This window comes from Actinoplanes awajinensis subsp. mycoplanecinus (assembly GCF_001509495.1).
In the GTDB taxonomy this organism is placed as follows: Bacteria; Actinomycetota; Actinomycetes; order Mycobacteriales; family Micromonosporaceae; genus Actinoplanes; species Actinoplanes palleronii.
In genome coordinates this window covers 47640-61269 of record NZ_LLZH01000013.1, presented here as the reverse complement: position 1 = coordinate 61269, position 13630 = coordinate 47640, and the positions used below count along the sequence as shown (strand labels likewise).

Below are 13630 nucleotides of genomic sequence, written 5' to 3'. Positions count from 1 at the left end.
CCGGCCGCCGCGCGTCAGGGTCAGTTCTGGTTGACGCTCATCTGGTTCGGCAGCGCGACGTACGGGAACGAGCTGCGGAAGCCGGCGCTGTTCGCGTCGACCCCGTCGCCCAGGGTCTTGACCGCTTCTGGCGGGTCGGGCAGCAGGATGCCCTCGGCGGCCTGCAGCGTCACGTCGATGACGTCGTCGGCGAGCCGGCGCCCGTTCGGGAAGCCGGCCAGGTCACCGCCGATCACGCCGAGCCGGTTCGGGTTCATGGCCGGTGCCACGGCCATGTTCAGGCGCAGCTGCTCGCTCGGCACGAACCACTTCTTGTTGACGTCCTTGTTCACCAGCTGCGAGTTGAGGTCGGCGTCGACCGGGCCCGGGCAGGCCTTGCAGACACCGGTCAGGAACACCTCGACCAGGTCGTTCCGCGGCGCGGCCGGGGCCGGGATGCCGTAGATCGCCTTGATCAGCTTCGGCACCTCCGGGTCGGTGACGTAATCGCCGAACTGCGCGTCGTCCTGAGGCTTGTCGGCGTTGAACCGGTTCTTCTTGCGCAGCGGCACCACCACCTCGTTCACCAGCGGCATGCCCAGCCGGGACACCTGCTGCAGCTTGCCGGGCTTGCCGTCCATGTCCGCGCCCATCCGCGACGTGGTGGTCCAGATGCCGACGACCGGGTTGCCGGTGGCGTCACCCTTGAGCGCCAGATCGGCCTTCGGCACCTGCAGCGCGATGGTGTTGACGTTGTAGCCCTTGAGGGTGTCCTGGCCGACCTTGCTCAGGTCGCCGCCGTAGAGCAGGTCGAAGACCCGCAGGTCGGCGAAGAACGCGTCGTCGGACTGCCCCGCGAACGACTTGGCGCCGTGCCCGGCGGACGTGACCGCCGCGTCGGACAGCGCCGCGTAGTCCGGCATCGACGCCACACCGGTGAACGACGGCGCGACCGGCCCGCCGTGCACGATCGTCCGGGTGCCGCCCGGGGTGATCCGCTGCAGGCTGTAGGTCTGCCGGACGTTGAGATCCGGATCGGTCAGCGACGAGACCGCACCGGTGTTGTACAGGAACGAGTTGGTGTTCTGGTACGTCGTGCTGAACGTCCACCGGTAGGTGATGTCCGGCTTGGCGTCACCGTTGTTGTCGATGTTGATGTCGTGCGCGGTCAGCGGCGCGAACGGATAGAAGTTCGGGCCGCCGTTCGGCTCCTCGAACGGCTGCCAGTTCGCGACCATCGTGACGGTGTCGGTCGCGTCCGGGCTGACGAACGCGTACAGGTCGGTGTTGTCCAGGCTGGGCGTGGTCGCGACCAGCGGCGCCTCACGGTGCGAGGACGCCTGGCCCTGGACCGGTGCCAGCGTGGCCACCAAGGCGGCCGAGACGCCGAGCGCCGAGACGGAGAGCATCCTCCGGCGCGAAGTGGTTGGGACGATTTTCATGATTCCCCCGGTATCAGGCGGGACGACGGCGTCGGTGCCACCGCCCCAACGTCTGTTCTTAGCCTCATTCCAGGTGCTGTCGCAGCTGAACAGGCTGCAATACTCGTGTCGTTAATGTCTGGAAGGCCGGAGTAGCGCACGATCAGGGGATGCGGAGACGATGGGCACGCCCGGCGCTGGTCACGGTCCTGGCGGCGGTGGCCCTGCTCGGCGCCGGCGCCGCCCTGGTGCCTGATCGTGAGCCGGCGCCCGGAGCGTCCACGGCCGTCGACCGGTCGCCGACGCGCGAGCTGGACGCCTACGTGGGCCGCACCGAGACCCACCTCGCCGAGGTGCCCGGCGACTGGCAGGGCTGGGCGGCGCTCGGCGCGGCCCGGATCCAGCTCGGCCGGATCACCTACGACCCGGCGCACTACCGGGCCGCCGAGACCGCGCTGCGCCGCTCCCGCGCGGTGCGCCCGGACGGCAACGCGGGGGCGCTCACCGGACTCGGCGCGCTGGCGGCGGCACGCCACGACTTCCGTTCCGCGCTGCGCTACGCGCGCCTGGCGGTCGCCGCCGACGACTACTCCGCCGACGCGTACGGGGTGCTCACCGACGCGAACGTGGAACTCGGCCGCTATCCCGAGGCCACCGCGGCGGTGCAGCGGATGCTCGACCTGCGCCCGGACACCGGGTCGTTCGCCCGCGCCTCCTACCTGTTCGAGCTGCGCGGCGACCAGGCCCGCGCGCTGGAGCTGATGACCCGGGCCCGCGAGGTCGCGACCTCACCCGACGAGATCACCTTCGCGCTGACCCACCTCGGCGAACTGGCCCTCGGGGCCGGCGACCTGGACACCGCCGCCGCCCACTTCGCCGAGGGGCTGGCCCGGGTGCCCGGGCAGCCGGCGCTGCTCGCCGACCGGGGCAAGGTGGCCGCCGCCCGTGGTGACCTGACCGCGGCGGTGAGCGACCTGCGGGCCGCCACCGCGACGCTGCCGACCGTCGACCACCTGATGACGCTCGCCGACACGCTCACCGCGGCCGGTCAGACCGAGGCGGCGGCACAGACCGAGGACCTGATCCGGGTCAGCGCCCGGCTGCCCGGGGCCGGCGCGGCGACCACCGACATCGACCTGATCCTGTTCGCCGCCGACCACGGCGACGCCCGCGGCGCGGTCACCCAGGGCAAGGCGTTGCTGGCCGCGCGGCCGGGTGTCACGGTGCAGACCGCGTACGCCTGGGCGCTGCACGCCGCCGGTGACGACCGGGCCGCGCTCGTCCACGCGAACCGGGGGCTGCGGCTGGGCACCCGGGACGCGCGGGCGTACTACTACCGCGCCGAGATCCGCCTGGCGCTGCACGACCGGGCCGGGGCGCGCGCCGACCTCACCCGGGCGCTGAACCTCAACCCGTATTTCTCGCTGCGGTACGGGGCTCGGGCCCGGACCGCCCTCACCGACCTGGGTGGCCCCGTATGATCCGCAGAGGCTTCGGCGTGGTGCTGCTCGGCGTGCTGGCGGCGCTGCTCACCGGCGTGCCGGCGCAGGCGCACCCGCTCGGCAACTTCACCACCAATCAGTACGCCGGTCTGCGGGTCGGCGCGGCCGGGGTGGACGTCGACTACGTGCTCGACCTGGCCGAGCTGCCCGCGTACCAGGCCCGCACCGTGGAGATCGACACTGACCGGGACGGGACCGGGTCCCCGGCCGAGAACGACGCCTACGCCACCCGGACCTGCGCGGCGGCGGCCGACGCGAGCGCGGTCACCGTCGGCGGGCAGAACCTGCGCCTGGCCGCCGCACCGGCCGGGCTGACGTTCCCGGCCGGCGCCGGCGGGCTCACCACGTTGCGCCTGCAGTGCGTGCTGCACGCCGACGCACGGATCACCGACGCGACGACGGTCGGCTTTCGCGCGGCGCTGTACCCCGACCGGATCGGCTGGCGTGAGGTCACCGCGGTCGGCGACCGGTACACCGTCGTCCGCTCCGACGTGCCGGCGGAGAGTGCCAGTGCGCGGCTCACCTCGTACCCCTCAGGTGTGGTCTCCTTGGATGTGCGGACCGCGACGTTCGGAGTGCGGCCCGGTGGACCGGCGGCCGTGGCGCCGTTCACCACGACCGGCGTGGCGCAGGCCCGCGGCGCCGACCGGTTCACGGTCTGGTTCACCGGCCTGATCGGGCATCCCGAGCTGACCCTGGGCGTCGGCGTGCTCGCGTTCCTGATCGCGCTGGTGCTCGGCGGCGCGCACGCCGTCGCGCCCGGGCACGGCAAGACCATCATGGCGGCCTACCTGGTCGGCGCGCGCGGACGGGCGGTGCACGCGGTGACGGTGGCCGGCGCGGTCGCGGTGACACACACGCTCGGGGTGCTCGCCCTCGGCGTCGTGTTCGCCACGTCGCTGCAGCTGGCCCCGGACACCATGTACGAGTGGCTGCGATTGATCAGCGGGGTGCTGGTCACGCTGGTCGGCGCACACCTGCTCTACCAGGCGGTCCGCCGGTTGCGCGCCCAGCCGGTCCACCATCACGATCACCACCACCATGATCAGCTGGTGCCTGCGGGGCACCATCATCACCACAGTCATGGGGGGCACACGCACACCCACCACGTGCCCGAGCCCGACGAGCCGCTGCGGATCCGTCCGCTGCTGGCCATGGGCTTCGCCGGCGGTCTGTCACCCAGCCCGTCCGCGGTGGTGGTCCTGCTCGGCGCGGCCGCGCTCGGCCGGGCCTGGTACGGCGTGCTGCTGGTGCTCGCCTACGGCATCGGCCTGGCCGCGACCCTCACCGGCGTCGGGTTCGCCCTGGCCCACTGGGGCGAGCGGCTGCGCCGGGCCGGTTCCGGCCGGTGGAGCGTCCTGCTGACCCGGCGGCTGCCGGTGGCCACGGCCGCGGTCATCGTGCTGGTCGGCCTCGGCATGACCCTGCTGGCGGCACCCGGCATGCTGCGCTGACGCCGGGCAACCTTTTCGGACCTCACGGCCACTAGGGGTATGACACCCGGCCCGGACGGCAACGATGCCCTCCGGGCCGTCATCCCCTGAGAACCGTGTTCGCGTGCCGGTGGACGTTCCCCCGTGCCGCGCGCGAACCCGTGAGGAGCATCCATGTCGTCAGTCACCGGGCGTCGTCCGTTGCGCCGGGCCGCGATCACCGCGGCCGCCGCGCTCACCCTGGTCGGAGCGGGTGTCGCCGCGATCGGCACCGCCGACGCCGCGACCGCCACCACCACCTACTACGTCGCGACCACCGGCAGTGACAGCGCCGCCGGCACGCTCGCGGCACCGTTCGCCACCATCCAGAAAGCGATCAGTCTGGTCGCCGCCGGTGGCACGATCGCGGTGCGCGGCGGGACCTACCCGCTGACCGCCAACATCCAGATCACCACGAGCGGTACGGCCGCCGCGCCGATCACGCTGACCCGCTACGGCAGCGAGAAGGTGGTCATCGACGGTGAGGCGCTGGCCTACACCCCGGGCGCGGTCGGGTCCACCATCCCGAGTGCGCAGCGCGGGGCGATCCACATGGAGGCGTCGTACTGGAAAATCGTCGGCCTGGAGATCGCGCACGGACCGTACGGGATCTACTGCAACAAGTGCACCGGCAACACGTTCGACCAGCTGATCACGCACGACAACTACGAGACCGGATTCCAGCTGCAGGGCGTCTCGGCGAACAACCTGATCCTGAACCTGGACAGCTACAACAACCGTGACCCGCGCAAGAACGGCGAGAGCGCGGACGGGCTCGGCGTCAAGGAGGGCAGCGGCACCGGCAACGTGGTGCGCGGCGCCAGGCTGTGGAACAACATCGACGACGGTTTCGACGCGTGGAGCTTCAGTTCCCCGATCACCCTCCAAGATTCGATTTCGTACGGCAACGGCTACAACCGGTGGAGCGTCCCGGACTTCTCCGGTGACGGCAACGGCTTCAAACTCGGCGGCAGCAGCGGCACCGGGCCGGCCGCGAGTCACGCCGTCACCAACAGCATGGCGTTCGGCAACGCCGCGCACGGGTTCACCGACAACGGCAACACCGGGGCGATCACGGTGGGCCGGTCGACCGCGTACCAGAACGCCAAGACCGGTTTCGACTTCGACGGCGGCTCGACCGCGAAACTGACCGGGAACCTCGCGGTCGGCAACACCACGGCTGTCGCCCTCGGCTCGTCCACCGCGTCCGGCAACTCGTGGAACATCGGCGGCACCTGGACACTGCTCAGCACCAGCCCGGCGACGATCACCGGCGCACGGACCTCGACCGGCGCGATCGCGTCCTCGACGTTCCTGGTCCCGGCGAACGGCGCCGCGGTCGGCGCGAGGATCTGACCGTCGCTCCGCCGATGCCCGACCGGATCCGGATGGCAGATCGCCGGAATTAGGCAGGCCAGGGTGGTTAGTCTCGGGCTGAAGGGGGAGGGGGAGTGGTGCCGAGGCCGGTCTGCTGCGATGCCGGCGGCCTGCTGATCTTCCGTAATCGGATCGCCCGCGACACCCCGCTCGGGAACACCCCGGCGCATGTCAGCGACCTGGGCGGCCTGCACGAGGACGATCCGCGGCATCCGCTGGCCCGGGCGCTGGCCGGTGCGGTCCTGGTGCACCGCGAGACGACGCTGCACCTGCCGGGCCGGTCCCCGCGCGCGGTGCTCGTCGACGCCCGGCCGCTGACCGGCGCGGACGGTGAGCTGGCCGACGGCACGACGCTGTTCGCCCCGGCGGCGCCCTAGCCCGGTCTCTCCAACGGGTGATTGTCCGGTTCGGACGGGTGGACGACGATGGCTTCCATGCGTCCACACCTGCGGCGACTCTCGGCGGTGACGCTGGTTCTCGGCCTCGGCGGCTGCAGCCTGGTGCACCCGCCGAAGCCCCTCGATGCCACGGCCACGCCGGCCGCACCGGCGAACACCGCGCCCGATCTCACGCCGACCGGCGAGCAGCTTCAGGATCTGCTGCTGACCGCCGGTGACCTGCCCGGGTACGGGCCGATGCCCGCCGGACCGGCCGGCTCCGGCGGGATCACCGACCTGGGCAGCGGCGCGCAGCAGTGCGGCGGGGCAGCGGCGGCCTCGGCTGCCCCGGTAGCGTCCGCGGCGCCGGCTGAGGCCGTACAAGTGATGTTGGCCAAGGGGATGACCGGACCGTTCGTCGCGGAAGCGATCGTGGCCCCCGGCGACCTCGCGGCCCGCACGATGGTCGCCGACCTGGCCGCCGCGCCGGTGGCGTGCCCCAACTTCTCCGGCGAGGCGGCCGGGACCGGCGTCACGGTCTCGATGAGCCAGCTGACCGTCGGGAAGTACGGCGACGCCTCCGCCGGCGTGCAGCTCACCGCGACCCCGGCCGGACTGCCGATGTCGATCCACGGCTACGTGATCTCGTTCGCGCACCGGGGGATCGCGGTGACCGTGATCGTGATGGGCCTCACCGAGATCGACAAGGCCGAGGCCGAGGCGGTCGTCAGATCGGCGGCGAACCGGGTCCAGCGGGCGTCGTAGTCAGGCAGTAGCGCAGCAGATTGGACACCGCCGCGGTGCCGGTGGCCAGCTGCCGCAGGGTGAACCCGTCCATCGCGGCCCGGCCCAGGCGCTGCATGACCAGGTCGTCGGCGGACATCCCGATCGCGGCCAGGGCGGCCAGCTGCCCCGCGGCGCCCGCGTCGGTCTGCGGCCCGTACCCGAAGGACGTCCCACCCGCGTACAGGCTCCGGCAGGCGTCGCCGCCGGACAGCGACCCCGGGCGGGCCCGGTCCTGCACCAGCTGGACGGCGGTGGTGTCGTAGTCCAGGCGCAGGTCGGCGGTGGTGACCGCGAACGACCACTCGCGCAGCCCGAGAACCGCGATGATCACGCCGGCCAGGGCGCCGGGCAGCAGCCCGGCCACGACCCGGCGCCGGCTCGGCAGGGACGCGTCGTCGGTGTGGGCCCGCCGCCATCGACGGCGGATCCGGGCGCCGAGCCAGGCGAGCGGGACCACGCCGATCAGCAGCGCGGCGTACAGCGCCAGGATCATCACGCCGAGCGCGGCGAACCGGGGCTGGTCGGTGGCCTCCCGGCCGGGCAGCCCGCCGAGCCCGGTGAGCAGGGTGACGAACGAGCGGTCCAGTCCGTCGAGCAGGACCACGGCCGCCAGCGACACCAGGAACAGGCTGCCGGCCAGCGCGGGCAGCACCGTGACGACGCCGGCCAGCAGCTGCCCGGTCCGTTGCCGGCTGGCGTAGGCGAGACCGGCGACCAGGCCACCGGCGAGGGCGGTGAGCAGCGCCGGGGCGTAGAGCAGATAGGACAGCGGCCAGAGCGCGGCCGGCGTGCCGTCCACCTGCGCCCGGCCGATCGCCGCGGCGATCGCGGTGTGGTCGGCGGCCAGCAGCAGCGTGTACGCGACGACGACCCCGCCCGCGACCAGGTGCACCAGACGCCAGGGGGTGCGCAGGTCCCCGGCGACGATCCCGGAGGTCCGGGACGCGACCACCGCGGCGGTGTAGAGCCCGGCGAGCCACACCACCAGCAGCGGCACCGGCTGGACCGCGGCGGTGGCCAGCCCGAAGACCACGGCCCGCCAGTGCGGATCGAGCTGGAAGACCTCGGCGATCCGGAACCAGAAGCCCAGCCACACCCCGGCGACCAGGACCGCCACCACCATGCCGCGGTGGTAGCCGGGGCGCGGGTGCAGCGTGGACGCCAGCCGGGGCGCGGCGGTGGTGAACGTCCAGCGCAGGAACAGCCAGGTGCCCGCGGCCAGCACCAGCGCGACCGCCAGCCCCGGGCCGGGGGAGCGGAGCATCGTCGGCGCCCACGCGGCCGCGCCGGGCTGGGCGGGCGCGATCAGGTCCCCGGCGAGCAGCCCGGCGGTGAACGTCACGGCGGCCAGGGCGGCCCGGGGCGACACGTCGTCGGAGGCGATCGACCGCAGCACGGAACGCCAGGTGGCGCGGGAGGGCCCGTCGGACGTGACCGGCCACAGCACGGAACGCCAGGTGGTGCGGCTCGACTCGACGGTGACCGTCCAGAGCGCGGAACGCCAGGTGGCGCCGGCCAGCGCGGCGGCGGCCAGCCCGCCGAAGAGGACGCCGCAGAGCAGGTCCTTGCCGAAGACACTCGACGGCCAGAGGATCGAGACGAAGTGGTAGCCGGGCCGGTAGGCCAGGCCGACGAGCATGCCCGCGGCGGCCGCGGTCGCGGCGCTGAGCCGGAAGAGCGCCCCGGAGTCCTGGAGAACACTGTCGCGCTGCTTCCGGCCGGGGTGGAAACGCTGATTCCAGAGACTGGTCGGGTCGCCGCGCCGGGCCAGGGCGTCCAGGAATTCCTTCGCGGGCCGGTGCGGGCCGACCGCGCGGTGGTCGGCGTAGAACTCCCGGGTCCGGATCACCTGGCAGCGCAGGACGTAGACCAGCAGCAGCAGCGAGGCGAGCCGCCAGCCGTAATAGCGCAGCCCGGCCGGGTCGGTCAGCGCGACGAGCAGCGTCGGCGCGGCGGCCAGCACGAGAAACGCCCGCCAGACCGCGGTGGTCAGCGCGGTGGCGTCCAGGTCGCGGTTCTGCAGGTGGCCGATCTCGTGGGCGAGGACCGCCGGACCGCAGGCATCGGTGTAGTCGGTGGACCCGATCACGATCGAGTATTCCAGCCGGTTGCCGAACGCCCTGGTCGCCCGGGGGCCGGCGGAATCGACGAAGGCACTGACCGAGGCGGGGACCCCGGCCGCGGCGAGGTCCTTGCGGACCCAGGACGCGTCGTCGAGCCGGGTCAGGCCGCGGCGGGTCCACCGCGGCGCGATCAGGTACTGCGCCAGGACACCGAGCAGCAGAACGGTGAGCAGCACCGCGACCGCGGCGGCCTCGCGCAGGCCGGCCCAGTCGGAGCAGCCGGTGTACCACTGTGACAGGGCGTCCGGGAGGACGTGGGGTGCGTCCTCGCGGGCCTGTTCGGCGCAGTACCGCCCGGCGTCGGCGATCGGCGTCAGGTGCCCGGCCAGCCACGAGTAGAGGTAGCAGGAGCTGGTGACGGTCGCGAGCACCAGCAGGCCGAACCGGCCCCCGGTCGCCGGCGGCAGGGTGAACGGGGTCATCTCTCGTCGATCTCGCGGGCTTGCGGGCACACCTCGGCGGCGAAGACGATCGCGAAGAGGTCCGCGGTCTCCTTGGAACCACCGGACCGCTCGACGATGCCGCGCCCGATCTCGGCCAGCAGCAGCGCGTCCTTCGCCGACACCGCCGGCATCTCGGTGGTGGCGGTCACGGTCCTGCCGGCGCGGTGCAGGGCACGGGCCGCCCGCCGCCGGCGCCACCAGCTCAGCCCGTTGCCGGCCTGGTCCCGGATCAGGTCCGACGCGGTGTCGGTGGCGACCGCCTGCAGCAGCACCAGCGCGGTCTGGACGATCAACGTCCCGCTCACCGCGTCGACACCGACCGGCGCGGCACCGCCCCCGCCCACCAGCACCGAGTTCACGACGCGGTTGCGGACGTGGTCCGAACCGAAGAACCCCTGTGCGACGATCCGCAGTTCGCCCACCTGATCCGGGGCGGTCTTGCGAACCACCCGCTCGGCCAGGTTCTCGATGGTAGCCATGGTGTCCGGATGTCCTTAGTGGTAGACGATCTTGGAATTGACGATCTTGGCGATGGTCTCGCCGATGACCCGGGCGGTCTCGTCCGGATTCATGCCGTCGACGAAGACCGGCTTGCCGTTCGGGAACGCGGTCGCCCAGCGCAGCGGCACGGTGATGTTCCGGTCGGGGACCAGCAGCCGCTGGAACTTGACGTCCGATCCGCGCAGCACGGTCCCGGACTCGGACGCGTCGGCCGGCAGGTCCTCCAGGTCGCCGTCGGAGAGCAGCACCAGCGCCGTCTTGCAGGAACTCGGCGGGAACGCCTTTATTGCCTCGAGGATCGGCAGGTACTTGGAACCGCCGGCCAGCGACACCACCGGTCCGATGCCGGTCAGCTGCTTCACGCTGGTCGGGGCCTGGCGGACGCCCGCCTCACCGGCGAAGTCGACGACCGCGATCTGGTCGCGTTTCTTGAGGTTGCGGCTGCTCCAGTCGACGAGCTGCTGCAGCGCGTTGTCGCGGGCCGCGGTGTAACCGGCCATCGAGTTGGACTGGTCGATCCCGAGGATCACCCGGGCGCAGGAGACGGTGCGGCCCGGTGCGAGCGTGGCCTGGGTCAGCTTCTTGACGGTGGGTGTCGGCGTCGGCTTCCGCGTCCGGGACGGCGACGGTGTCGGCGAACTTGTCACCGACGGTGTCGGTGTCGGCGAGCTCAGCACCGGCGACGGCGAGGGGACCACGACCGGCGGAGGTGGCTCGGCGATGACCGCGGCCGGTTCGTCATGGAGCAGCAGCCAGCCCAGCGGGAGCAACAGCAGCAGACAGAGCAGGATCAGGCCCGGCAGCTTGCGGTTGCGTCGCCCGGTCGGCCAGAGCTTGGCGGGCCGGTCCAGCGCCGGCCCGCGGAAGTAGTCCCTCACTCCGGGGCCTGCTGGTGTGTGGTTTCCGCGCCCTGGTCCAGCGCGGAGCGGAACTGCGCCTGCCGGGGCAGCCGCAGGTTCAGCCGCAACAGCTGCTCCCGGATGTGGTGCAGGTCGGCGCCGACCGACGGATGCCCCCGCGGCCGCCAGTTGTCCAGCGTGTCGATCGCGTCGTCGACCGTCCGCAGCGGCCCCAGCGTCAGCGCCCCGCCGAACATCGCCAGCTGCTGCGAGCTGGGCACCGCCATGTGGTCACCCGGGCCGTACGACTCCAGGCCGCCGGAGCGCTGGTGCGCGAGCCGGTCGGTGTCCAGCACCCGCCGGTCCGGCCGGTGCTCGGCCGCCGCCCGCTCATCGTTGATCATGGTGGCGCCGATCGCCACCACCCGTTCGCAGCGGTCCAGTTGCACCTGCACCTCGCTGCGCAGGTCGATCCAGGCCCGGACGTGCTCGGCGTTCGCCTTGATCGCGCCCTTGCGGACCTTGCGCAGCTCGGAGCGCCGTTCCACGGTCTGTGTGCGGATCTCCGAGGTCAGGAACAGCCGGGCGCCGATGTCACCGAGCAGCATCAGCCCGAAGATCAGCGCCATCGGGCCGGCCGGGACCGGCACCGCGCCGACCTGATCGTTCTCGGCCGAGAACCGGGCGTAGACCAGCCAGATCGTCGCGCTGACCGCGCCCGCGGCGACCAGCCCCGCGAAGATGGTGCCGATCCGTTCCCGGCGACCGGTGCCCGGGTAGGCCGACACCCAGCGGTGGCCGAGCGCGCCGACCACCCGCGCGGACAGGATCCCGGCGGTGGGCAGGAAGATCGCCAGCAGGGCGGCCGACACCTGACCGGCGTTGAAGCCCGGTTCCTGCGACTTGCTGAACACGCCGTACCAAAAAGCCACCTCGACCACCAGGAACACCGCCTCGGCGATGGTCAACGCCCGGTGACTGATCAACGGGCGGTGCGGGTCGTAGTCCTCGCGGAAACCGGTCGGGGTGGCCCGCAGGAACGGCGGCACCCGTTTCGTCTCGACCGGGGTCTCCGGCGGTGGCACGGCGCGATCCGCGGACTCCGAGCCCCAGTGCCCGGTCCAGCGCGGATCCTCCTGGGAGCCGAGCAGGCCGTCCCAGGCCAGCAGGTTGTTCTGCGCGGCGGTGACCAGTCTGTGCTGGAACCGGCGCAGGCGGTTCGCGCGCCGGTGGTCGTAGCCGGCGAGGGTTTGACTGACCTGGATCAGCACCGACTTCTCGGCGTTGGTGATGCCGTCGCCGACCAGTTCGCCGTACCCGGGCTTGGAACGTTCACGGTTGAAGGGGATGCGTCGTTGCTGTTCGACGTTGCCGAAGAGCACGCGCATCGCATCGGTGACGCGGCCCATCAGTGCAGGCAGCCCTTCGGACCGAGGTTGACCACGACACGGCGGTTCTTCGCGGCCGCGGCCCGGTCGTGCTTGCCGTTGCTGAACTCGGGCACGGCCGGCTTGGTCGCGCCGTAGCCCTTGGGCTGCAACCGGTTCGCGGCGATGGTCAGTTTGGTCAGCGCGGTGACGACCGCCTGCGCGCGATCCTGGGAGAGCTGCTTGCGGACCGCGGCGGTGTCGTAGGAGGCGGTGTGCCCCTCGACGATCGCGATCCAGTCCGGGTGCGCGGTCAGCGCGTCGGCGGCCTGTTTGGCGATCGGGTCGGCGTCGGCGTGCAGGTCGGCGCTGCCCGGCGAGAACAGCAGCGCGGACGGCACCACGATCTGCTCGCCGCAAGAGGTGGTGCTGCGCACGGTGTCCGGGATCGTCAGGTCGTCGGCGGGCAGCGGGCCGGTGATCGGCGCGGTCGTGCCACCGGTGCGCGGGTCGAAGACGGCCGTCGCGCCGGCCTTCTTCAGCACCGCGGTCCAGATCCCCTGCACCGCGGTGACCAGCGACTGCGGCAGCCCGCGGGTCGAGGTGCCGAGGCCGGACCAGACGATGCCGGTGCCGCGCAGCGACGGCGCCAGCGAACCGGAGGCGACCAGATCGGCGGCGATGTCGTCGGGAGCGTCGTCGAACCCGGTCCGATTCAGATCGAACTCGCCGGCGCTCGTCAGGCCGTCCGAGACGACGAGCAGCGCTGTCGGTTTCTCCCGGCTCGCGGTGGTCACCGCGGTCAGGATGTCGCTGCCCGGCGCGGTCGGCCGCGCCGCGGCCTCCCGCATCCATTCCCCGACGCACTGCAGGGCGATCTTGCGGGCGTTCTTGGCGGTGTCGGCTTCCTTCCCGGGGTACGGGTCGAGCGCCACCGTCCGGCTGATCCGCCCGGCCTTGCCGGCCCCGTCCACCGGTACGATCGCCAGCTGATCCCCGCGCTCCTGCGCCGTGGTGAGCGCCTCGAGTACGGCGCTGGGCACCGGCCCCTGCACGCCCGACGCGGTGTTGTCCACGACCAGCGCGACCGTCGCCGCGGAGACGTCCGGTGGGACCTCGGCGAGCTTGGCGCAGTCACCCGGCTTCGCGGCGCCGCCGGTGCTGCTGGAGGCCTCGGCGGTGCACCCGCTCAGCAGCAGCCCGGCGAGCAGCAGCGACAGGCCGGCGGTTGATTTATTGATGTCCACAGTCCCTTGTCCAATGCGCTCAAAACGGCTGGACCCGACTGTGTTCGCGGATGGTCACAAAAGCATCTCCCCGAGCCGGTCATCATCCGGCCGAGGGTTGATCTCATTCGATGGGGTTAGGCCGCTCCGGCGAAGGGGCGTCAGCCGTATGTGTCGCCGCCATGGGCCGGTTCGTCCGCAGCGCCCAGCGGTCCTT

11 protein-coding genes are annotated in these 13630 nt (G+C 72.3%); 5 read left to right on the top strand and 6 right to left on the bottom strand.

The annotated features are described in order from the left end of the window. Positions 1 to 20: 20 nt before the first annotated feature. Positions 21 to 1388: a DUF4331 domain-containing protein gene (locus tag ADL15_RS03705; RefSeq protein ID WP_198170504.1), complete on the bottom strand. Its 1368-nt coding sequence runs from the start codon at positions 1386 to 1388 to the stop codon at positions 21 to 23. Between the two features lie 182 nt (positions 1389 to 1570). Between ADL15_RS03705 and ADL15_RS03700 the strand changes: the two genes are divergently transcribed. The 5 genes from ADL15_RS03700 (at position 1571) to ADL15_RS03680 (ending at position 6893) form a co-directional block, all read left to right on the top strand. Further along, positions 1571 to 2881 carry a tetratricopeptide repeat protein gene (locus ADL15_RS03700; protein WP_067685150.1) on the top strand — a complete coding sequence of 437 codons (1311 nt, stop codon included), beginning with the start codon at positions 1571 to 1573 and terminating at the stop codon, positions 2879 to 2881. Continuing rightward, the gene (locus ADL15_RS03695; RefSeq protein WP_067685148.1) at positions 2878 to 4356 is read left to right on the top strand and encodes a nickel/cobalt transporter; all 1479 of its coding nucleotides are present in this window, start codon (positions 2878 to 2880) and stop codon (positions 4354 to 4356) included. The genes ADL15_RS03700 and ADL15_RS03695 overlap by 4 nt, the downstream gene beginning before the upstream one ends. Before the next feature lie 153 nt (positions 4357 to 4509). Beyond that, positions 4510 to 5730, top strand: a complete 1221-nt coding sequence (locus tag ADL15_RS03690) for a right-handed parallel beta-helix repeat-containing protein (protein ID WP_067685146.1) — start codon at positions 4510 to 4512, stop codon at positions 5728 to 5730. Positions 5731 to 5828: 98 nt separating this feature from the next. Next, positions 5829 to 6128 carry a PAS domain-containing protein gene (locus ADL15_RS03685; protein ID WP_198170502.1) on the top strand — a complete coding sequence of 100 codons (300 nt, stop codon included), beginning with the start codon at positions 5829 to 5831 and terminating at the stop codon, positions 6126 to 6128. 57 nt (positions 6129 to 6185) lie between these two features. Then, the gene (locus ADL15_RS03680) at positions 6186 to 6893 is read left to right on the top strand and encodes a hypothetical protein (protein WP_067685143.1); all 708 of its coding nucleotides are present in this window, start codon (positions 6186 to 6188) and stop codon (positions 6891 to 6893) included. Here the strand turns inward: ADL15_RS03680 and ADL15_RS03675 are convergent. Genes ADL15_RS03675 through ADL15_RS03655 form a run of 5 tightly spaced genes read right to left on the bottom strand, consistent with a single transcriptional unit; the run spans position 6856 to position 13434 of the window. Further along, complete coding sequence (locus tag ADL15_RS03675) at positions 6856 to 9459, bottom strand: M48 family metalloprotease (RefSeq protein WP_067685141.1); 2604 nt, start codon at positions 9457 to 9459, stop codon at positions 6856 to 6858. The two genes, ADL15_RS03680 and ADL15_RS03675, sit on opposite strands and share 38 nt — an antisense overlap. Continuing rightward, complete coding sequence (locus ADL15_RS03670; protein ID WP_067685140.1) at positions 9456 to 9959, bottom strand: hypothetical protein; 504 nt, start codon at positions 9957 to 9959, stop codon at positions 9456 to 9458. Before ADL15_RS03670 ends, ADL15_RS03675 begins: the two co-directional genes overlap by 4 nt. Before the next feature lie 15 nt (positions 9960 to 9974). Then, positions 9975 to 10859 (bottom strand): vWA domain-containing protein, encoded by an 885-nt coding sequence (locus ADL15_RS03665; RefSeq protein WP_067685138.1) that lies wholly within the window; start codon positions 10857 to 10859, stop codon positions 9975 to 9977. Beyond that, on the bottom strand, positions 10856 to 12229 hold the full coding sequence (locus ADL15_RS03660) for a hypothetical protein (protein WP_067685135.1): 1374 nt from the start codon (positions 12227 to 12229) through the stop codon (positions 10856 to 10858). The genes ADL15_RS03665 and ADL15_RS03660 overlap by 4 nt, the downstream gene beginning before the upstream one ends. Further along, on the bottom strand, positions 12229 to 13434 hold the full coding sequence (locus ADL15_RS03655) for an OmpA family protein (protein WP_067685134.1): 1206 nt from the start codon (positions 13432 to 13434) through the stop codon (positions 12229 to 12231). The genes ADL15_RS03660 and ADL15_RS03655 overlap by 1 nt, the downstream gene beginning before the upstream one ends. Between the last annotated feature and the right edge of the window lie 196 nt (positions 13435 to 13630).